The 20,717-nt window shown below is 49.1% G+C and carries 21 protein-coding genes; 14 read left to right on the forward strand and 7 right to left on the reverse strand.

Annotated features, from left to right (window positions below):
• Positions 1 to 112: 112 nt before the first annotated feature.
• From SHEWANA3_RS00435 to SHEWANA3_RS00445, 3 genes are all read left to right on the forward strand, one after another.
• Positions 113 to 2,602 carry a hypothetical protein gene (locus tag SHEWANA3_RS00435; RefSeq protein ID WP_011715362.1) on the forward strand — a complete coding sequence of 830 codons (2,490 nt, stop codon included), beginning with the start codon at positions 113 to 115 and terminating at the stop codon, positions 2,600 to 2,602.
• 107 nt (positions 2,603 to 2,709) lie between these two features.
• Positions 2,710 to 3,120 carry a thioesterase family protein gene (locus tag SHEWANA3_RS00440; RefSeq protein WP_011624719.1) on the forward strand — a complete coding sequence of 137 codons (411 nt, stop codon included), beginning with the start codon at positions 2,710 to 2,712 and terminating at the stop codon, positions 3,118 to 3,120.
• Between the two features lie 118 nt (positions 3,121 to 3,238).
• Positions 3,239 to 3,787, forward strand: a complete 549-nt coding sequence (locus tag SHEWANA3_RS00445) for an HPP family protein (RefSeq protein ID WP_011715363.1) — start codon at positions 3,239 to 3,241, stop codon at positions 3,785 to 3,787.
• Between the two features lie 20 nt (positions 3,788 to 3,807).
• On the opposite strand, the gene SHEWANA3_RS00450 is transcribed toward SHEWANA3_RS00445, so the two are convergent.
• Together SHEWANA3_RS00450 and SHEWANA3_RS00455 are read right to left on the reverse strand one after the other, a co-directional pair.
• Positions 3,808 to 4,071, reverse strand: a complete 264-nt coding sequence (locus SHEWANA3_RS00450; protein WP_011715364.1) for a GNAT family N-acetyltransferase — start codon at positions 4,069 to 4,071, stop codon at positions 3,808 to 3,810.
• 59 nt (positions 4,072 to 4,130) lie between these two features.
• On the reverse strand, positions 4,131 to 4,559 hold the full coding sequence (locus SHEWANA3_RS00455) for a thioesterase family protein (RefSeq protein ID WP_041412470.1): 429 nt from the start codon (positions 4,557 to 4,559) through the stop codon (positions 4,131 to 4,133).
• Between the two features lie 196 nt (positions 4,560 to 4,755).
• Here SHEWANA3_RS00455 and SHEWANA3_RS00460 point away from each other — a divergent pair, with 196 nt between their 5' ends.
• The 3 genes from SHEWANA3_RS00460 to SHEWANA3_RS00470 all read left to right on the forward strand — a co-directional run bounded on the left by SHEWANA3_RS00460 (position 4,756) and on the right by SHEWANA3_RS00470 (position 6,170).
• Positions 4,756 to 5,109, forward strand: a complete 354-nt coding sequence (locus SHEWANA3_RS00460; RefSeq protein ID WP_011624722.1) for a MerR family transcriptional regulator — start codon at positions 4,756 to 4,758, stop codon at positions 5,107 to 5,109.
• Positions 5,110 to 5,180: 71 nt separating this feature from the next.
• Positions 5,181 to 5,759, forward strand: a complete 579-nt coding sequence (locus SHEWANA3_RS00465) for an NAD(P)H-dependent oxidoreductase (RefSeq protein ID WP_011715366.1) — start codon at positions 5,181 to 5,183, stop codon at positions 5,757 to 5,759.
• Positions 5,760 to 5,774: 15 nt separating this feature from the next.
• Positions 5,775 to 6,170, forward strand: coding sequence for a GFA family protein (locus tag SHEWANA3_RS00470; RefSeq protein WP_011715367.1), 396 nt, complete (start codon positions 5,775 to 5,777; stop codon positions 6,168 to 6,170).
• Positions 6,171 to 6,232: 62 nt separating this feature from the next.
• Here SHEWANA3_RS00470 and mtnC read toward each other — a convergent pair whose 3' ends face one another.
• Positions 6,233 to 6,913, reverse strand: a complete 681-nt coding sequence (mtnC, locus tag SHEWANA3_RS00475) for an acireductone synthase (protein WP_011715368.1) — start codon at positions 6,911 to 6,913, stop codon at positions 6,233 to 6,235.
• Positions 6,914 to 7,276: 363 nt separating this feature from the next.
• Here mtnC and SHEWANA3_RS00480 point away from each other — a divergent pair, with 363 nt between their 5' ends.
• Positions 7,277 to 7,711 (forward strand): hypothetical protein, encoded by a 435-nt coding sequence (locus SHEWANA3_RS00480; protein WP_011715369.1) that lies wholly within the window; start codon positions 7,277 to 7,279, stop codon positions 7,709 to 7,711.
• 92 nt (positions 7,712 to 7,803) lie between these two features.
• Positions 7,804 to 8,817, forward strand: a complete 1,014-nt coding sequence (locus tag SHEWANA3_RS00485) for a DUF3137 domain-containing protein (RefSeq protein ID WP_011715370.1) — start codon at positions 7,804 to 7,806, stop codon at positions 8,815 to 8,817.
• 242 nt (positions 8,818 to 9,059) lie between these two features.
• Here the strand turns inward: SHEWANA3_RS00485 and SHEWANA3_RS23085 are convergent.
• Positions 9,060 to 10,288, reverse strand: a protein-coding gene (locus SHEWANA3_RS23085) for an IS3 family transposase (RefSeq protein ID WP_086017230.1) whose coding sequence is annotated in 2 segments (ribosomal slippage) — positions 9,060 to 9,937 and positions 9,937 to 10,288 — 1,230 coding nt in all. Because the reading frame shifts where the segments join, the coding sequence is not laid out codon by codon here.
• 43 nt (positions 10,289 to 10,331) lie between these two features.
• Between SHEWANA3_RS23085 and SHEWANA3_RS00500 the strand changes: the two genes are divergently transcribed.
• On the forward strand, positions 10,332 to 10,979 hold the full coding sequence (locus SHEWANA3_RS00500; protein WP_011715373.1) for a hypothetical protein: 648 nt from the start codon (positions 10,332 to 10,334) through the stop codon (positions 10,977 to 10,979).
• 90 nt (positions 10,980 to 11,069) lie between these two features.
• Here the strand turns inward: SHEWANA3_RS00500 and SHEWANA3_RS00505 are convergent, their stop codons facing one another.
• Positions 11,070 to 12,965: a DUF885 domain-containing protein gene (locus SHEWANA3_RS00505; RefSeq protein ID WP_244096588.1), complete on the reverse strand. Its 1,896-nt coding sequence runs from the start codon at positions 12,963 to 12,965 to the stop codon at positions 11,070 to 11,072.
• A 281-nt stretch (positions 12,966 to 13,246) separates the two neighbouring features.
• Between SHEWANA3_RS00505 and SHEWANA3_RS00510 the strand changes: the two genes are divergently transcribed.
• Positions 13,247 to 13,675, forward strand: a complete 429-nt coding sequence (locus SHEWANA3_RS00510; RefSeq protein ID WP_011715375.1) for a MarR family winged helix-turn-helix transcriptional regulator — start codon at positions 13,247 to 13,249, stop codon at positions 13,673 to 13,675.
• 35 nt (positions 13,676 to 13,710) lie between these two features.
• Complete coding sequence (locus SHEWANA3_RS00515; RefSeq protein WP_011715376.1) at positions 13,711 to 14,457, forward strand: siderophore-interacting protein; 747 nt, start codon at positions 13,711 to 13,713, stop codon at positions 14,455 to 14,457.
• A 70-nt stretch (positions 14,458 to 14,527) separates the two neighbouring features.
• On the opposite strand, the gene SHEWANA3_RS00520 is transcribed toward SHEWANA3_RS00515, so the two are convergent.
• Both SHEWANA3_RS00520 and hutI read right to left on the reverse strand, forming a co-directional pair.
• Positions 14,528 to 15,007, reverse strand: coding sequence for a hypothetical protein (locus tag SHEWANA3_RS00520; RefSeq protein WP_041412472.1), 480 nt, complete (start codon positions 15,005 to 15,007; stop codon positions 14,528 to 14,530).
• A gap of 153 nt (positions 15,008 to 15,160) precedes the next feature.
• Positions 15,161 to 16,387: an imidazolonepropionase gene (gene hutI / locus SHEWANA3_RS00525; protein ID WP_011715377.1), complete on the reverse strand. Its 1,227-nt coding sequence runs from the start codon at positions 16,385 to 16,387 to the stop codon at positions 15,161 to 15,163.
• A 197-nt stretch (positions 16,388 to 16,584) separates the two neighbouring features.
• Here hutI and hutC point away from each other — a divergent pair, with 197 nt between their 5' ends.
• The 3 genes from hutC to hutH all read left to right on the forward strand — a co-directional run bounded on the left by hutC (position 16,585) and on the right by hutH (position 20,677).
• Positions 16,585 to 17,292 (forward strand): histidine utilization repressor, encoded by a 708-nt coding sequence (gene hutC / locus SHEWANA3_RS00530; RefSeq protein WP_011715378.1) that lies wholly within the window; start codon positions 16,585 to 16,587, stop codon positions 17,290 to 17,292.
• A 123-nt stretch (positions 17,293 to 17,415) separates the two neighbouring features.
• Positions 17,416 to 19,086, forward strand: a complete 1,671-nt coding sequence (gene hutU, locus SHEWANA3_RS00535; protein WP_011715379.1) for a urocanate hydratase — start codon at positions 17,416 to 17,418, stop codon at positions 19,084 to 19,086.
• Between the two features lie 49 nt (positions 19,087 to 19,135).
• Positions 19,136 to 20,677, forward strand: coding sequence for a histidine ammonia-lyase (gene hutH, locus SHEWANA3_RS00540; protein WP_011620934.1), 1,542 nt, complete (start codon positions 19,136 to 19,138; stop codon positions 20,675 to 20,677).
• Positions 20,678 to 20,717 lie beyond the last annotated feature (40 nt).

Genomic DNA, 20,717 nt, shown 5'->3' on the forward strand with positions numbered 1-20,717 from the left:
CTTAGCGGCCTTTTTTGTGTCAGCCACTTCCTGAAGCATCAGACTTCGCTTAAAATTCGCCCCGCTTACTGGTGCGCACGAGGCGCAAGGTGTCGGTGTTAAGGATAGTTAAATGGAACTTTCGATTCGTCGTTTATGCGCCGCGGCTGGTGCGGTGTTGCTCTCTTCTTTTGCGGTTATTCCTGCTGCACTTGCGGCGGAATATGACAAAATGGTTCACGGTCCCGTGGATCTTCCCAATGGCCAATGGCTCAATTTTTATCAAAAAGATCAACAGGTATGGGGCGAAATGCTCTACGGCGATGCGCCTGGTGTACGCATTGACGATTACGGCCGCGTCGAAATCGTGGCGGTGTTTTACTATGACTTCGACAAGGGCGGCACTAAAGAGGTGATCGTCATGCTCAAGGATGCCGATGGCCAGCATCTACGGGGTTATGGTTTTGAGGGCGAGGAGTTGACTAAACTGCCGCGCCTGCAAGCCGTGCTCGATGAAGTCGCACCCACCATTAGCACCTTTACCGTTGGCGGCGTTCGCAAAGTTTTAAGCCAGTTACCACCGCAGCAGTACCGTATGACCTATGAGGCTGAGGGTGTCCAAGATCCTGACATTAAAGCGATTCTTGATGGTACCTCTAAACTCAAACCGACCTTAATTGGTTATCGCAACTCTGAAGGCACGGCAACGGATGTAAAAACCGCAGTGGAATACAAGCTGCGCTATCCCCTGACTCGCACTGATAAGGATGCCGAGGGGCGTGAACGAAAATACAGTCTGGTGGCAACCTTTGATCGCAGCGCCTACGTCGAAGAAGATAGCAGCTTTATGCTGGTGGCCATTGGTTACGAGGCCGACGACATCGATTGGCTTAAAAATGGCAGCGAAAAAATCCCGCGAACTGGGCCTTTTTACGAATTCATGAGTATGGGCAGTACTTGGGCTGGCGTTGCCAGTGAAGCCCATTATGTGCAGGGTGAGCTTGATGGTCACTTTGCCGCCTACGATGCCCGCAATGGCAGTGTGATGTATGCCGGTGACTATAAGCTGGGTAAGCAAGTGGGTAAGTGGATTGAAGCCGACGGCCGTGAAACCTATTGGGAAGGCGAGTACCTCGACGGCCAAAAGCAGGGTAAATGGGTGTTGCAGTCCATGATGGATGACGCCGATAACTACGGCTTTATTCACTACAACAAGGGCGTGCCCGATGGCCCGAGTGAAGTCTATACCCCAGATTACGATTCCAGTACCGAAGGCGCGAAGAAGTTGTCCGAAAAGGGCATTTATCTCAATGGCGTAAAAGATGGCGAGTGGCTTGAGTCCGATGGCAGCAAAGGCCAATACCAAAAGGGCGTGAAACAAGGCGCTTGGGTGGAAAAGGCCACTCAAGGGGACTATCGGTTTCAAACCGGTGAAGGCCGCTACCTCGATGGTAAACGTTCAGGTACTTGGGTCTATATTCGAACGCCCGATGAGAACGATGCTTTTACCACTAAGCAATCGGTGACTTATCTCTACAAGACCGAAGTCAACTATGAGAATGGCCTACGCCAAGGTGAGGCTAAGCTATTCAATAAAGATAATTTTATGTTCGCCCTTAAACATTACGAAAAAGGCCGCCTTCACGGAGAAAGTCTATGGTACTCAGCGCCAAATATCGTCAGCAATGTTGCCAATTATCGTCAAGGTGAGTTGGATGGCCCACAAATGTGGCTCGAGCCTAACGGCGATCTGAATGAGTTGAGTCAGTATAAGTTTAATGACGCCGTAACACTTAAACCCTCGCAGGATGAATGCATGATGCGAAAAGAACCCTACGCAGGCGATTGTGAGGGGGTGTTAAATTCAAAAAATGCTGAAACCACTTCAATTAAGGATGGTGAGCAACGTGTATATCGTGGCGGCCGCCTATCCGAATTAAGCTATTACACTAATGGGTCAGTCGATAAAGAATATCGATTCGATTCTAACGGTCGCTTAATGTCCCTGCAGACTTATAAAGCGGGTCAGGAATACGGCCCAAGCATCCGCTATTCCACCGACGGCGGCTATTCGCTCGTGCAATATGGTCATCTTATCAATAACCGTCTTTCTGGACCCCATTACACTTTCTACCCGAACGGCCAGTTAAAGAGCTTGTGGAACTATTGCCAGCAAGAAGGCGAAACCTGGAACGGTGAACCCTATTTCTGGGATAACGCCATTGCGCGCTGTGGTATCCAGCGGGAGTATTTTGATAATGGTGCCGTGAGTTGTATCGAGGATCTCGACAGCAATTATGCCGTGGATAAAGTCTGTTACGACCAAAATGGTAAGTTAGCCAGCGAAATGCTGCGTATCGATGAGCAACATGTGGTGCATAAGCGCTATATGAACGGGGTTATCTATCAAGAGGAACCCGGATTCTCGGATTTTTCCCATGTGACCAAGGGGCGCAAAATCTATCACTTAGAAAACCCTAAAAGCCATGGTGTGTTTAAGTCCTACGACAGCAGTGGCAAGCTCAAATACGAAAAAATATTCGATATGGGTAAGGCTGGCTGTATGAAAAAGTACGATGCCAATGGCAAGCAAACCCCAGAGACCGCGAGTTGCCAGTTCTAGCATCGCGCTTCTTATTTCTGTTAGGCTTGGTGGGGATAAACGGGGCAAGCACCTCGTTTATCCCATTCACAGCATAAAAGTATAAGAACAACAAAAGGGAAGTTTGCATGTCAGTCACCGAATACAGCCTCGAAATCCACCCAAGATTTACCGAAACCGATGGTCTAGGCCATATCAACAACACAGTGATCCCCGTGTGGTGCGAGGCGGCGCGCACGCCAATCTTCGAGATTTTTAATCCCGAGTTGGATTTGCATCAGTGGAACCTCATAGTGGCAGGCTTTACCGTGGCCTTTATCGCGCCGACTTATTACGGCAAGAGCGTGACGGTGAAAACCTATGTCAGCCGTATCGGCAATAGCAGCTTCGAGCTGACTCAAACCTGTTGGCAAGCGGGTAATAAAACCGCCGAAGTGAAAACTACCTTAGTGCACTACGACTACAGCTGCGAAAAAAGCCGCCCCATCCCCGAAGATATTCGTGAAATCCTGGCTAGCCTGAACGGCGAAGCTGCATAAGTCTGATATTCGCTTTCACCGCACAATTGCAATTGCGCGGTGAAAACGTTAACGTGGCGGCCGCAAACGTGATGCGGATCACTTATCCGCGCCTTTATTCCTCCCGGCCGGATTTAGCATGAGATTTTACTTCACCCGAATGCGTTCTAAGGACATCTGTCCGCCACGACAACCCCTGAAAAAGATCGTTTGGTCATGGGTAGGAGCCTTTTGCGGCATTTACTTAGTCGCCAGTCTCGCCAGTTATATGAGCGATAATCTGCTCGGCACTATGTTTGTGATTGGCTCATTTGGGGCGTCGGCGGTATTAGTCTATGGCGCGCCGCTGGCAGAGTTTTCTCAGCCACGTAACTTGATTGGCGGCAGTGTGTTATCGGCACTGATTGGTGTGGCTGTTTATCAAGTGTTTGCCGATTATATGGTGCTTGCGAGTGCGTTAGCCGTATCACTAGCCATCGCATTGATGTATTTAACTCGCACGCTGCATCCACCGGGCGGCGCTACGGCATTAATTGCCGTGATAGGCGGTGAGAACGTGCATCAACTCGGATTTCTCTATGCGTTGATGCCGGTCTTTCTCGGCTCACTACTGCTGTTGCTGGTGGCGCTGGTCGTGAATAATCTCTCCACCGATCCCAAACGCCACTATCCAGTCTATTGGATTTAGCACACCTGTTGCGAAGCCTGTTATTTCAAAAACTTCTGCACATACCAACAGCTGGCTGCTATCTCAAAATCTTGGGCTTTGGCCCACTTTAGGCCATGGCGAACTAAACGTTCGGCAAGGCCTTTGCCGCGTAGCTCGTCGGGCACAAAGGTTCGGTTAAAGTCGATGTGCTGGCCATTGAGTCGGTATTCCAGCACGGCTTCATGCCCGTCAACGGGGATCACAAAGCGTTGTTTATCCTGTTGATGCTCAACAACGACTTCTATTGGCGCTTTTTCTGACATACAGCCTCCCTCTGATATGGCCTAAAGTGTTATGGCAATGTTGCCATAGACTCGGTAGCTTAAGCTTGCTCGTGTTGTTTAAGAATGGTGAGTAATTCCGTGGGAAGCTCGGCTTTTTGACCAGTTTTAAAGTTAAACATCACAGCGACCGAAGAACCTAAGGTCGTAATGGCCTGTTGCTGCTTACTAAAGGCCTGATAATGCATGGTAAATCTGTCGCTTTGAATATCGCTGATACTCACGCTGACCAATAGCGTATCGGGGAAGGTTACTGGACGTTTATAGCGGGCCTGATTTTCGCTAATCACTGGACCAACACCGGATTTATACAGGGCATCGAGTGGAAAGAGGCGGTTGAAAAAGTCGATACGTGCGGTTTCAAAATAGCGGAAATAGACCACGTTGTTGACGTGTTGCAGCGCATCCATTTCGCCCCAAGCCACGGGGATTTCGGTCACTATAGTGTGCTGTGCGAGAAACTTTTCCATTGGACTTAGTGTTGGACTTTCCATTGCATTACTCATAGTCAAAAGCTCTAATCAAAAGCTCTAGTTAAAACGCTCGTTTAAGGCAGCCAGACTAGCAGTATAAAGTGCGAGCGACAAGCCTAAAGCGCGGTGATATGCTGGCTAAGGCTTGGAGGTTTATGATGATTTTTTCAATTATTTTAATGGATTAAATACTATGTATATTGGTGCTGTGGCGAAGCAAACTGGCCTGTCGATCAAGGCGATTCGCCTCTACGAGGAGTGGGGACTGATCAGTGCGCCGATCCGTAAGGGGCGTTATCGCACTTATAGCGCAACCGATATAAAGCAGTTATTGCTGATCAAAGAGGCCAAAACCTTAGGTATCAAACTCTCGCAACTTAAAGACTTGTTTACCGAGGGGGAGCAGGCGGCACAGCTTGAGTCTGTGCAGCAGTTTTTATTGAATATCAAAGCCGATTTCCAGCGGCAGATTAGCGAATTAGAAGATAAATTAGTCAGGCTCGATGCCTGTATTGATGGTTTGGATACCTGCGAATCCCGCGCCTAATTCCAAGCTTGACTCTGCCCCTAGGGGCAGAGCTTAAGCTGTTGTCATATTGAATACTCAAGGTTTTTACTATGACAAAAAAGATTCTGGTTGTTTCTGGCCATCCCAAACCCGATAGCCTGTGTGAACATTTAGCCGACACTTACGCCAAGGCTGCGGGCGAGTCGCATTCGGTGCGTCTGTTAAAGCTCTGCGAGTTGGAATTTGAGCCTAATTTGGCGCACGGATACCATCAAGAACAGCCATTAGAGGCGGATTTGCAAAGCTTTCAGCAGGCTATTCTCTGGGCCGAGCATCTAGTGATTGTGGTGCCCATTTGGTGGGGCAGCGTACCCGCCAAGTTTAAAGGATTAATTGATCGAACATTTTTACCCGGTTTTGCTTTTCAGTATCAGCAGGGGAAAACCTTTCCCAATCGGCTGCTCGAGGGGAGAACCTCACGCATTATCATGACCATGGATACGCCGCCTTGGTATTACAAGTGGTTCCAGGGCGCGCCCGCCCTAAAGCAATTAGATATCGCGACCTTAGCCTTTAGTGGTTTTAAGCGCACCAAGAGTCAAATGTTGGGGCCAGTGATCAATGCCAAGGCGCAGCAAGTGCAAAACTGGCAAGCGCAAGTTGAACGGCATGGCAGGTTGGGGCGTTAATCAAAAGGAGCTTAAGTGATTAAACAAGTTGGCAATACTCATATCCAAGCAAAGCATCTCGCCAGTTGCCACTGTGGCGCCGTGGTGTTGGAGTTATCGCTGCCCAATGGCATTGAAAAGCCAAGGCGCTGTGATTGCTCTATCTGTCGGCGCAAGGGGGCTATTGTCGGCTCAGTGCCGCTAGAGGGATTGAAGATTATCAAAGGCGAGACCGTATTAAAGTGCTACGAATTTAATACCAAAACGGCCAAACATTACTTCTGCTCCGTGTGCGGCATTTATACCCATCATCAAAGGCGCTCTAATCCCAATGAATATGGCTATAACCTTGGTTGCCTCGAAGGCGTTAATCCCTATGAATTAGGCGATGTGCCGGTTTGCGATGGGGTGAATCACCCGGCGGACAGGTAGATTTGATTTGCCCGATAAACAAAAAGCGACCCTTGGGTCGCTTTTTGTGTGCAGTGCCGATGTTAGTCGATCACTAGCTCATCGAAACTGTTAATAGTGCGATAATCGCCGGTGCGTTGTTTGCTGTCGCGCACCATTTGGCAGGTCATCATGCCTGCGGCTTCGGCGGCTTTAAGCTCTTCAACCACGTCGGACACAAACAGCACTTGCTTAGGGCTTAAGCTGATGGTGTTGAGTATGTTAGCGTAGGCTTGTTTATCTAATTTGTTACCGGTACGGGTATCAAAATGGCCGCTAAACATTTCGGTTAAATCGCCGCCATCACTGTGGCTGAACAGCAGTTTTTGGGCTTCAACTGAACCCGAAGAGAAGCTGTAAATACGCAGTTTTTGCGCGCTAAAACGGTTAACCGCTTCGATAAAGTCGGGGAAGATATGGCCTGTAAATTCGCCATGGGCGTAACCTTGCTTCCAAATCAAACCCTGTAGGGTCTTGAGTGGGGTCGCTTTGCGGTCTTCATGTACCCATTGCTGCAAAATTTCAGTCACGCGGGCTAAATTGGCATCGGGTTCGAGGGCGATATCTCGGGTGTCGCAGATACAGTTTTCCACCAAGACATTGTGTTGGTTCTGCGCTAAAAAGTCTGGTAAGGCTTTGACAGAATAGGGGAATAGCACATCTTGGATAAAGGTTAGGTCTGTCGTGGTGCCTGCTGTGTCTACGACTATGGCTCTGATACCCATAATGTTTTGATACTCCACAATATGTTGGCTAAAAAATGCAACCCCGATCCTAAGCGTTATTGGGGTAATTGGCTAGTGGATTTCGCCCTTAGACCGTGGGAGATTGTGCACCATATCACTCAGCTATTCGACTGAAACTTAATTAAATGAGGAATTTTAGAGGCTTATCTAGTGGATATGGATGAAATACTGGATTTAGTGGGGAGAATTATGCTGTTTATGATCCCACAGTTTGTTGCCGGCATAAGACTATGGTCTTAATAGCTAAGGGAAATTTTGGCTGTTATTGTAGCTTTACTATCTTTCGACTGAATTTGTTCTCCTTTAGGGTTTTAGGAATGAGGTCGAGCGAGTTCTGCACTGATGAGACTGTTTATGAAATATTTACCCGCATTTGGCTTAGGTATTCTGTTGGCGGTATTAAGCTTTGTGAGTTTCGCGCTGGTTGCTACGGCGGGCTACATGTACGCCTTGCTCGGAAGTGTCGATAACCTCAGCCACACTAGCCCAGTTTATCTGGGGTTAGGTGCCCATGATGCGGGCTTATTATTGCTGCTCTCTGGGCTGATGTTATTTAGTTATCAGCGGCTTTTTCCTCGATTGCCATTCGATTGGTATGCAGCGGTGGCGATGCAATTACCCTTAGGTTCCTTAGTGCTGTGGGCGGATGGGGTTTCCTTTAGTCTTACTGATTTTTATGGCTTAGCCAGAGCCTTAACCCTATTTAGCGCCACCTTTGGAGTGCTGATTATTTTTGGCTTATTGCAGCGCCGTAGCCGCAGGCTTGCTCGGGCTTAATCGGTCATTTGTTGGCCTTAAACTGGCCTTGCTGAAATAAAATCCGTAAAATCATTGGCCTAAATGGATTTGAGTCGTAAGAGTAGGAGCCAATGAGTTCGATTGAATTTGATATTCCCGAAGATCACCGTATTCCCTTTCAGAAGTATTACAAACAAAAAATCGCCCCTAAATGCGCCCCGTTTGAAGCAAAGCGTGAAGGCGTGAACCAAAGGCGGCGTGAAAATGCCAAGTTCACCACCCCAATCTACTACATATGCATCACGGTGATTTTGGGTGCCTTCGCTGGGCTGCTCGGGGTGCAGTTTATGCTGGTGCCTATGGATTATTTTGTGCCTTTGATGATTGGCGCGTTTCTGCCGACTCCCGTGATAGCGTTAGTGGCGATTGCCTCGGGAAAGGAAAGCAATGAACTCTATAATGCCGCCTTTGAAAAACTCTATCCCATTAGTCTCAAGTACTTTGGCAATGATTATGCGTTAACGAGGGAGCCTAAGGTGGACTTCTCAACCTTCCTTGAGTTGGGGTTGCTGCCTAAAACCGATAAACAGTATGCACAAAATTGCCTTAAGGGAACCTATAACAAGGTGCCGTTCCAGTTTTATGAGGTCGATGCTTACAACACTAAATCGAACAATAACGGCTCGGTTGAGCGAGAGACCATCTTCAATGGTGTGCTACTGGTGTGCAATATTCCTAAGCGATTCAACGGTACGACCTTGTTAGTCACGGATAAGGGCAGTTTAAAAAATCGTATTGAGGGGTTTAAGACAAAGCTGTCGCGGGTCAAGCTTGAGGATGTACGTTTCGAGCGTTGTTTTGAGGTGTATAGCAGCGACCAAGTTGAGGCGCGCTACTTACTCAATCCCTTGATGATGGAAAATCTCTTGGCTCTGGGCCGCGAGTTAAATGCCGAGGTTGAAGCCTGTTTCTATCAAAAACAATTGTTGATTAAGATCCCGACAAAACACCATTTCTTTATCAATCAACTCGATTTAGATCGCCCCATCGATTTTAAGCTCAATATCGAGCGGATGTTTACCGAGTTAGGTTATACCTTCTCGATCATCGATACCTTAAGACTCGATAAACATACCGGGTTATAGCGACAGTCGCCTCAATTGCAGCCACAGAATGTAGCTGCTCTATGCGACAGCTTAAAACATGACTTTTGGCACTTATGGGTGACTCCCCGTGCTCGTTAATATCAAGCTTCAAACTTTGATGGAGCTTGATGATGAACACGATTTTCACCCTGTCGCAATTTGTGCATATTACCGCGGGCGCACTGGCATTAGTGTTATTTTGGATGCCTGCCATGTCTCGTCCTAAGATAGGTTGACAGTTTTTAGGCCAGCTCCAGTAGCTGGCCTTTTCTATTGTGCGCCTGATTAGGGGAGTCCATATTCAAACTCAGATGCGGTCTCATATTGTTGTATATTGCTATCGATTCTCTAACAAGTATCTTCAGCTCCGCAAATGTCCTACATCGGTGCAGTAAAAACTCCTGCTTCAGTATGCCATTCACTCTTTCTGCTAATGCATTTTGGTAGCAATCATAACCATCCGTCATTGACGGCTGGATTTGGCTCGCCTGAAGCGCATTCTGATAAACGGCTGAGCAGTACTGTAAGCCTCTGTCTGAGTGATGCACCGCGTTGCCGATATAGCGCTTATCTTTGATGGCCATTTTTAACGCTTTCACCACACTCTCGGCTTTCATGTCTTTACTCACGTGATGACCGACTATCTTACGAGAACTGGCATCGGTGACCAGTGACAGGTAGTGCACACCTTGGTCTGACTCAATATAGGTGATATCACTGACCAGTACATGCCCTGCATCATGCAGTCCTTCCTCTTTCAGCAGATTAGGATGCTTCTTCATCCAGTGTTTGCTGAACGTGGTTTTTGTGTAGCTTTTCTTCGGTTTAACCAGTAAACCTTCACTTCTCAAATAGGTAAAGAACCCATCTCGCCCGAGTTTAATATCGTGCTCAACCAGCTTGGATTTTATCAACGTGTAGAGCTTACGGGCCCCTAACCTTGGCATATATTTACGCCAGTACTGGACCCAGTCTTTGATGACCGATAGCTCAGCTCTACGACTTTCCATTCGAGCAACTGCCTGATAAATACCTTGCCTAGACATACCCGCAGCACGACATGCGGCAGCGAGGGTTATTTCGCCGTTGCTTTTTGCTTGCCAGACGTACCGGATAAGTACTTTTTTCTGAGGCCTGCTCCATATTCATTGTCCATGATATCAACCATGCCATTGAGGATTTTGTTACGCAGTTTCTCTTCTGCTAACTCACGTTCAAGGCGCTTGATCGTTTCGGCAGGGGTTTCTTTTGACTTAGACATTAGGGGATGCTGAAAAGGTTTCGACCAATCGAGTCTACCATGTTTTCTAAGCCAAACGAGTACCGTTGAACGGCCTTGAATACCAAAATGGGCTTGGGCTTGTTTGTACGTCATTTCGCCTTTTTCAACACGCTCTACAACGCCTAATTTAAAGGCTAAGGTGTAATCTCGTTGTGTGCGCTTACGGCTTGAGTTAATTAATGTTGTCATAAAGAAATCCTCTTTATGTCAACGTATTTCAGGACGGGACACCATGCTGAAAAAAGGCAGCGCGAACCATAGTCGTTTTGGCCGTTATTATGTTTATGCCATGTACACAGTGGCGGCGACGGGCGTGGCGATGGCAACGACGGGCCTCATTGATCCGCTCGCGGTGATTAAACAGCCTGCGGCCAGCGCCGATGCTTTAGCAGCGCAGATTACGGATCGTAAAAATGCTTGGATATTTCTCATCTATATCAGCCTATTAACCCTCGTAACCGTTAGGCATGGCGTGTTGGTTCTGCGTTACAAGGCGCAGCGTCAGCAATTAAAATCGCCTCTGCATTTGTCGTTAATGCTGAGCTTGACGTTACTTGGCCCTGTGATGGCGATATGGGGATACCAAGAAAAGCAGATCCTCGCGATGATTTTCGGCCTGTTAGGCACTACGGTTGGGGCGGGATTCCTGCATTATAGCGTTAAGGCGACTTTGACCAAATTAGAATGGTGGATTGAGCATTTAGGCGCCATGATTGGCTCGGGTATCGCCTGTTACACCGCCTTTTTCGCCTTTGGGGGCAGCCGTTTGTTTATCGACCATGGCAATTTGCGTCTGCTGTCGTGGACACTGCCAGGTGTTATCGGTTTTGTGGTGATCCGCTATTTAAGCGGCAAGTATCAGCGTCGTTTTGCGGATTAACCTGAAACGTAAAAGCATAGGGAGCCGTAAAAAGACAGGGGCCGCCTAAGCTGCCCCTATATTGAGATGATTTGAGTGGTTTTACCCGAGTTACACCTTGGTCTCGGCGGCGGCATTGGCCGCCTTAGCGGATTCGAGCCACAGATCCATCTTTTGCTCCAATAAATCTAAGGGCAAGGCGCCATTTTCAAGCAGCCTGTCGTGGAAGACTTTAATATCAAACTTATCGCCCAAGGCTTTTTTGGCCTTAGTGCGCAATTCGATAATTTTCAGCTCGCCCAGCTTGTAACCTAAGGCTTGCCCCGGCCAAACCACATAGCGCTCGATTTCGCCCGTGGCTTCAGATAGGTGTATTCCCTCAGTCGCCACTGCATAATCAATGGCTTTCTCACGGCTCCAATCCTTGGCATGCATACCCGTATCGACCACTAAGCGCACCGCGCGGTGTAACTCAGACTGCAAGCGGCCAAGGTCATTAATCGGATTATCCTGATACATGCCCATCTCGGCGGCTAAGCGCTCTGCATACAGCGCCCAACCTTCTCCCGCGGCATTAGAGTAAAAAATGGTACTCAGCAGCGGCAAGGTATCCGACAGACCGATGAGCGTCTGTAGATGATGGCCGGGATTGGTCTCGTGGTAGGTTAAGGTTTGCAGCGAATAGGAGGGCAGCGCCGCCATATCGTACAGGCTTATCCAGAAGGTGCCCTTACGCGAACCATCTTGAGAAGGCGCATCGTAAAATGCACCGCTGGTTGCGGCGGCGCGACTGTCTGGCACGGCTTCAACCGCAACCTCTTGATTCGGTAACAGCCCAAACCACAACGGTAATTTGGCGTTCACTTTCGTCAGATAGCCGTGAATATCCGTCATTAATTGCTGTTTACCCTCGGCGGTGTTGGGGTAGATGTATTTAGGATCCTTAAGCAATCGCTGCATGCGCTCGCCAACTGTGCCTTTGCGGTAACCCACTTGTTTGAGTAACACATCCATCTCGGTGGTAATGCGGGCAACTTCGTCTAATCCAAGTTGGTGGATCTCATCTGGGGTCATCTCCGAATTGGCGAGGTGCTTAATCATCGCCTTGTAGAGTTTAGCGCCTTGAGGTTGGTGTCCGAGTCCCGCCACATGGGTGGCCTTGAGGCGCACGGCTTGCAGTGCGGAAATCAACTGGCGCGTCGCAGGGTAATATTTGGTCTCCACCAGTTCGGCGGCTGAGTTCACCAACGCCTCACTTTCTGGTACTTGGGCGGCGGTTAATTTGGCTTTAAAACTGCTGACCAAGGGATGTTCATTAGCATGGTGCACTAATTGTTGCTGCAACACGGCTATAGTCTTATCGATAATAAAATCGGGTGGGATCACGCCCATTTGCACGTCTTGATCTAGCTTATCGATAACTGTGCCCATGGCGGCAGGATACATGGTTAAGCGGTTGAGATAGGCCTTAGCTTGCTCAGGGGTGGTGACCGCAAACTTATCTTCCATATACCCCGGAAATTCAACATGCAATCCAGATAAGTGGTTGACAACATATGGTAAAAACCAAACACCGTATTCACCGAGCATAGTGCCATAGGCCACGGTTTCGGCTGGCAGCAGGGCGCCAGCGATTTCAGATTTTATCGAGCCTAAACTCACTTGCTCCGAGGCGCTAAGCTGGCTGGCATCGATAGCATTGAGTTCAGTTAATATGGCCTTAAGCGCTTTACGGCGATGATTTTCCCCCGATGGGCTGTAATCGGTCAGCTTAGAGAGTACATCCTTGCCTGCTTCATCCTCGGCCACGCCATAATAGGTGGCGATTTCGGGTCTAAGGGCAAAATAACGCTGGGTGATTGGCGCGAGTTGTTGCTTAAGGCTCAATACTTGGACGGCCTTTTCGGCCTTGGCCTGCTCAGCGGTTTGATTGGTCTGTGTTGGGTTTGGATCGCTACAGCCCGTTGCTAACATGGCCAGCATTAAAGCATTTATTATTCTTTTCATCGGGTTACTCATACAAAGACATTGAGGCAAATCCGTTATCGAACAGACCCCTCAAGCGTTAAACCGTGTTTAGTGTGATCAAGCTCAAATTTGAACGGTTATCCTAGCAGTTTATTGCATCTAAACCGCAAGAATTTTGTTACTCGTTTTAGTGAGTGCTTTGGATTGACTCATGCTTGTAAATTTTTGGGCTTAGCCAGTAATTCGCCAACTGCTATTTAGTTGACATAGTCAATCAATCTCGATATTGTTGATAATGTCAACTATCTCGAGATGTCATTATGTCTGCTATTTCCCTCGGTGAAACCTTGCACAGATTAGTGCATGCCTACAAAAAACAGCTGCGTGCGGATATTGCTGCGCAGCAGATTGAATTACCTGTCACCCATATTCGGGCGCTCAAGGGGATTTGCCGTCATCCCGAGGCCACGGCGCAATCTATTGCCCTACGCATGCAACGGGATAAAGCTCAAATTACGCGGGTGCTCAATGAGCTACAGCAGGCTGGTTATATCCTAAAAGTCGATAATCCTAAGGATGGCCGTAGCCAGTTATTGAGACCGACGGCGCAGGGTGAGCAGTTGATGACGCAAATTATTGCCGCCGAAAAAGCCACCGTTGCCCATATGACCCAAGCACTCGATCAGGATGAAATTGCGGTGTTTATCCGTATTGCCAACCAGATCAGCGATAGTGTGGCGGAAAGCTAACCATTGAGTGCCATTTATCTTTTTGGAGTTTAAGTATGAACAGACCCGCCCCGCGCGAATTGACCGTGATAGGTAAAACCCAAGTCACGCCACATATGCTGCGTATCACTTTAGGTGGCGATGGCTTTGCAGGTTTTCCCGCCGATCAAGAAAGCGCCTATATCAAATTACTGTTTCCGCAGCCGGGGGATGAGCGGCCATTAATGCGCACTTATACCATTCGTCAGCAGCGGATGAATGAAATCGATGTGGATTTTGTGCTGCACGATACCGATGGCCCCGCATCCCGTTGGGCAAAGTCGACCGAGATTGGGGATAGCATCCAAATCGGTGGCCCAGGACTGAAAAAATTGATCAACTTAGACGCAGAATGGTTTTTACTGGCAGGGGATATGACGGCCTTGCCCGCCATCAGTGTGAACTTGGCGCAATTGCCAAGCAATGCAGTGGGTTACACTGTGATTGAGGTGCTAAGTGAAGCCGATATTCAGCCCTTAGTGCATCCTAGCAATGTGCAATTGCATTGGGTGATTAATCCAGAGGCCGACCCAGAAGGTAAGCCCTTGGCCGAACGCATTGCTCAGTTGCCAAAACTCGAGGGGCAAGGCGCCGTATGGCTCGCCTGCGAATTTAGCAGTATGCGCGCCCTAAGAAAGCTGCTTAAGCAGACATACGACTTACCGAAAAGCCATTTTTATACATCAAGTTACTGGAAAATCGGCTGTAATGAAGGCGAGCATAAGTTGGTAAAACAACAAGATGAGCAGTTAGAAAACCAATAAACCCTGTTAGGATTAGCTGACAAAAATTAAAATGCACAGTACATTTTTTGCAGGCGTATTGTAGCCTGCTTTAGCCATTTGCACCTGTAACATTCATCAATAGCAATTTGTTTGTGAGATTAGAAATTAAGTATTCCTCTAGGCTTGAGGCCATGAAATGCATATTCAAGGCGTCCAAATCTATGGAGGCTAAGTATTCAATGATAAAAACTTGGTCGTTTGCTCCTTTCATTGTAAAAAATTCAGCATCTGCATGGATTCTTAAATGGCTGTATAGACGCTTCCCAATAGTTGAGTTGAATGAGGCTTTACCAATGTACAACCCCAGTTCACTGGTATCCTGTTTTTTTCCAAAAGCAAAATAAACTCCTCGCCGTTGAGCGTTTGGAAAGGGAAAGGCATTCCAATTTCCGTGCACAACTTTAATTAATTCTGATTGCAATTCACCATTAACCTGAGACAAAAGAGGGATTGATTTATCGTTAGCTAGGAAAATGTTGAATTTTCTTATGACGTCATTAATTTCAGAAATTAATATGGTGTAAGGCATGCTGTTCACTTTATTTTTTTCGAAAGAGATTAAATTTAATATTGCAAAGCTGTATAACCAATTAATTCTCAATATTCATGTTAGATGGCTAAGCACATCAATAGGTTATAAGCTGTCTCTAATAACCTATTGTTTATGTCAGTATAATGCGGGTTATTGATGCACTAACTTACCGTTTTTAACTACATCCTTGCAGGGATTCACGCCGTAGCTATAGGCGAGTTGTGCTGGGGTGGCGATATCCCACAGACAGAAATCCGCCTGTTTACCAACCACTAAGCTGCCGACACTCTCTTCAATCCCTAGTGCCTTGGCGGCATTCAATGTTAAACCCGCAAGCGCTTCCTCTGGGGTTAAGCGGAATAGGGTGCAACCCATGTTCAGCATCAGCAGGGTCGAGCAGATGGGCGATGAGCCGGGATTAAAGTCGCTGGCGAGCACCATAGGCACACCGTATTGACGCAATAAGTCGATAGGTGGTTTTTGGGTTTCCCGCAAAAAGTAAAACGCGCCCGGTAACAGCACGGCGCAGGTGCCACTTTCACTTAGGGCTTTAACACCAGCCTCATCTAAATATTCAATATGATCAACCGACTTAGCCCCTAAGCGTGCGGCTAATTCAGAGCCGCCCATATTGGATAATTGCTCGGCGTGCAGTTTGACTTGCAGGCCAGCCGCTTTGGCGGCGCTCAGCACGCGCTCGGTTTGCTCTAGGTTAAAGGCGATGTTTTCACAGAATACATCCACCGCATCGGCGAGGTTTTCGGCAATCACCGCAGGCAGCATCTTATTGATTATTAAGTCGACATAGCCGTCGCTATTGTCTTTAAACTCGGGCGGCACCGCATGGGCACCGAGGAAGGTGGTCTTCACATCCACATGGTGATGTTGGCCGAGTTCGCGGGCAACACGCAGGATTTTGAGTTCGGTTTCGGTATCTAAACCATAGCCTGATTTAATCTCAACCGTAGTAACGCCTTCCTTCGCCAAGGCGTTTAAACGCTGGCGACCGAGATCAAATAACTCGGCTTCATCGGCTTCACGGCAGGCGTTAACCGTGGAAATAATGCCGCCGCCAGCACGGGCGATTTCCTCGTAGGTAGCGCCCTTTAGGCGTAGCTCGAATTCGTTGGCACGATTACCGGCAAACACTAAATGGGTGTGGGCATCAATCAGCCCCGGAGTGATCCAACCGCCCTTGCCCCTGTAAACAGGAATGGACAACACATCGAAGGCGGGCAGCTCGCTGCGTGGGCCTAACCAGGCAATTTTACCGTCTTTTACTGCGATAGCTGCATTGGTAATTGCGCCGTAAGGTGCTGATATGGAAGGGTCCATTGTTGCTACGTTAACGTCTATCCAAACCTGATCCCAAGACATTGTTATCCCTCGCTGCGTTGGCTTTTTGGCCCCGCAAACTCTTTATTATCGAAAGTTATGTGAGCTAGCTTGTATTTACTTGTATATACAAGCTAGGATTGTAGCCGCAATTTTGAACGTTTGAAAGTGGCTCAGTGTTTTGGTGTGTGAGTATCTACCATGCCAAACCTAGGTAGATTTGATCTTGAGGAAGTGTTTTGGCTACGCCTAAGTTTGCAGAAATTAAGCAATATATCATTGGCTGTATCGAGTCTGGTGAGTGGGAAGAAAATGCCCGTGTCCCCTCGGAAAACCAGCTAGCCGAACTGTTTGTCTGTAGCCGTATGACGGCGCGTCGCGCCTTGACCGAGCTGACGGATAACGGTGTGCTTGAGCGTTCGCAGGGGCTGGGCACCTTTGTGGCCGGGCGAAAGTCGCAATCCTCCATGCTGGCTATCCGCAACATTGCCGACGAAATCAAAGATCGTGGTCATGGTTACAGTGTGCAGCAGTTAGCACTGAGACAAGTGAATGCCACCGCGCCTATCGCCATCGCACTGGCGCTGGAGCTCGGAAGTCCGGTGTTTCATTCGGTGTTAGTGCATTGCGAGCAGGGCGTGCCGCTCCAAGTCGAGGAGCGTTATGTGAATCCCGCCTTTGCGCCTGATTACTTAGAGCAGGACTTTAGCGAGCAGACACCCCATGAATACCTGTCGCAGGTGGCTCCGCTGACCGAGGCGCACCACACCATCGAAGCCATTATTGCCAGTAGCGAGTTGCAGCAGAGGTTAGCCATTCCGGCGACTGAGCCCTGTTTACAGATTTCACGCCGCACTTGGTCGCGCCAAGGGGTGGTGAGTTTTGCCAAATTAGTACACCCAGGGAGCCGCTTTAAGCTCGGCGGACACCTGACATTCAATAAATAACGTACGCAAGCAGCGGTGAAGGCTAATGGCATTCATCCGATGTTTAGCGACAAAAACACAATAAAAACAATAGCACTTAGCCGAATGGCGAGTGAGTTCAACAGGTTGAAAGAGGACATCTCAATGGACAAGCGACACGACTCAAGCCGCCGCATTATTGCGCCCCATGGTAGCCAATTAAGCTGCAAAAGCTGGTTAACCGAAGCGCCAATGCGCATGTTAATGAACAACTTACATCCCGATGTGGCCGAGCGCCCAGAGGATTTAGTGGTTTACGGTGGTATCGGCCGCGCGGCCCGCGACTGGGACTGCTACGACAAGATTATCGAAGTGCTAAAACGCCTCGAAGACGACGAAACCTTAATGGTGCAATCGGGTAAACCTGTGGGCGTATTCCGTACCCACGCCGATGCTCCACGCGTGCTGATTGCTAACTCTAACCTAGTGCCACATTGGGCAAACTGGGAACATTTTAACGAGTTAGATAAGCAAGGTCTGGCCATGTATGGCCAGATGACCGCGGGTTCGTGGATTTATATCGGGACTCAGGGCATTGTCCAAGGTACCTACGAAACCTTCGTTGCCGTGGCAAAACAACACTTTGGCGGCGTGGCTGCCGGTAAGTGGATCCTCACCGGTGGTTTAGGGGGTATGGGCGGCGCGCAAACACTGGCTGGTACTATGGCGGGCTTCTCTGTGCTTGCCTGTGAAGTGGATGAAACCCGTATCGATTTTCGTCTGCGTACCCGTTATGTGGATAAAAAGGCCACTTCATTAGACGAAGCCTTGGCGATGATCAACGACGCCAATGCCTCGGGCAAACCCGTATCAGTGGGCCTGCTGGCTAACGCCGCCGATGTCTTTGCCGAATTAGTGAAGCGTGGCATTACTCCTGATGTTGTCACCGACCAAACCTCTGCCCACGATCCGCTGAACGGCTATTTGCCACAGGGCTGGACTATGGCGCAAGCGGCTGACATGCGTAAAACTGATGAAGCCGCCGTCGTTAAAGCGGCTAAAGCCTCGATGGCGGTACAGGTGCAAGCCATGCTGGAACTGCAAGCGGCAGGCGCGGCGACCTTAGACTATGGTAACAACATTCGCCAAATGGCCTTCGAAACTGGCGTTAAAAACGCGTTCGATTTCCCAGGTTTTGTGCCTGCTTATATTCGCCCACTGTTCTGCGAAGGTATTGGTCCGTTCCGTTGGGTGGCCCTGTCTGGCGATCCTGAGGATATCTACAAGACCGACGCCAAAGTGAAGGAACTGATCCCTGACAATCCTCATCTGCACAACTGGTTAGATATGGCCCGTGAACGTATCGCCTTCCAAGGTCTACCAGCGCGTATCTGCTGGGTGGGCTTAAAGGACCGTGCACGTTTAGCTCAAGCCTTTAACGAGATGGTGAAAAACGGCGAGCTGTCGGCGCCGATCGTCATTGGTCGTGACCACTTAGACTCAGGTTCAGTCGCCAGCCCTAACCGTGAAACCGAGTCTATGATGGACGGTTCAGACGCAGTATCTGATTGGCCATTACTGAACGCTCTGCTAAACACTGCCAGCGGTGCGACTTGGGTGTCGCTGCACCACGGTGGTGGTGTGGGCATGGGCTTTAGTCAACACTCGGGTGTAGTGATCGTATGTGACGGCACTGAGGCCGCCGCTAAACGTGTTGGCCGCGTGCTGTGGAACGACCCTGCGACAGGCGTGATGCGCCATGCGGATGCGGGTTACGAGATCGCGAAAAACTGTGCAAAAGAGCAGGGCTTAGATCTGCCCATGCTTAAAGACTAACAATTCAACACAAACCGTGAAAAACAACGACAAGAATACGGATGTAAAAATGAAATCAGTCAATCATTTAGTATTAACGCCCGGCAGTTTAAGTCTGGCGCAACTGCGTGAAATCAGCCGCCATAAGCTGACACTCGAACTGGCGCCTGAGGCGATAAATGATATCAACACCAGCGCGCAAATCGTGCAAAAGGTGTTGGATGAAGGTCGCACCGTTTACGGCATCAACACGGGTTTTGGTCTGCTGGCCAACACTAAGATTGCCCCGGAAGATCTGCAATTACTGCAACGCTCTATCGTGTTATCCCACGCTGCGGGCACGGGCCAATACATGCAGGACGCGACCGTGCGCCTGATGATGGTGTTAAAGATCAACTCCTTAAGCCGTGGCTTCTCGGGTATCCGTTTAGAAGTGATTAATTTCCTTATCAGCCTAGTGAATGCCGAGGTTTACCCCTGCGTGCCTGAAAAAGGTTCTGTGGGTGCCTCTGGCGACTTAGCGCCGTTAGCCCATATGTGTTTGCCGCTGTTGGGTGAAGGCGAGATGAGCTATCAAGGTCAGATTATTTCGGCCGCCGAAGGCTTAGAAATCGCTGGCCTAAAGCCAATCGATTTAGCCGCGAAGGAAGGCTTAGCCCTGCTCAACGGTACTCAGGCTTCCACGGCACTGGCGTTGGAAGGCTTGTTCCACGCTGAAGACTTGTTTGCTGCAAGCTCAGTGATTGGCGCCATGAGCGTCGAGGCAGCCATGGGTAGCCGCAGTCCGTTTGACCCACGCATTCATGCGGCCCGTGGTCAGAAAGGACAAATCGATGCGGCCATGGTGTTCCGTCATCTGCTGGGCGAAGAGTCTGAAATCAGCTTGAGCCACATCAACTGCGAGAAGGTGCAAGATCCTTACTCACTGCGCTGCCAACCACAGGTATTAGGTGCGTGTTTAACCCAAATCCGCCAAGCGGCCGAGGTGTTAGGCACTGAGGCCAATGGCGTGACCGATAACCCGTTGGTATTCCAAGATACTGGCGATATTATCTCCGGCGGTAACTTCCACGCCGAGCCCGTTGCTATGGCAGCCGATAACTTGGCGATTGCGATTGCCGAATTAGGCGCGATTGCAGAGCGTCGTATCGCGCTGCTCATCGACTCTAGTCTGTCTAAACTGCCACCTTTCCTGGTTAAAAACGGTGGAGTGAACTCGGGCTTTATGATCGCCCAAGTGACGGCGGCGGCATTGGCCTCTGAAAACAAAACTTACGCCCATCCAGCATCGGTCGACAGTTTACCGACCTCGGCCAACCAAGAAGACCATGTGTCTATGGCGACTTTTGCGGCGCGCCGTTTACGGGATATGAGCGAAAACACCCGTGGCGTGTTAGCGGTTGAGTTATTGGCGGCCGCCCAAGGCTTGGATTTCCGCGCGCCATTAATGCCAAGCAAAGCAGTGGCGCAGGCGAAGGCCGAGCTACGCGAAGTGGTTGCCTACTATGATAAAGACAGATACTTTGCGCCGGATATCGATGCGGCAACGGATCTGCTTTATACCGCCAGCTTCAATGCTTACTTGCCCCAAGGCGTATTGCCGAGTCTGTAATGCACAGTCTTTGGCGCCGATAACCCATCAGCGGGTGAAA

Origin of the sequence: Shewanella sp. ANA-3, assembly GCF_000203935.1 — a bacterium.
In the GTDB taxonomy this organism is placed as follows: Bacteria; Pseudomonadota; Gammaproteobacteria; order Enterobacterales; family Shewanellaceae; genus Shewanella.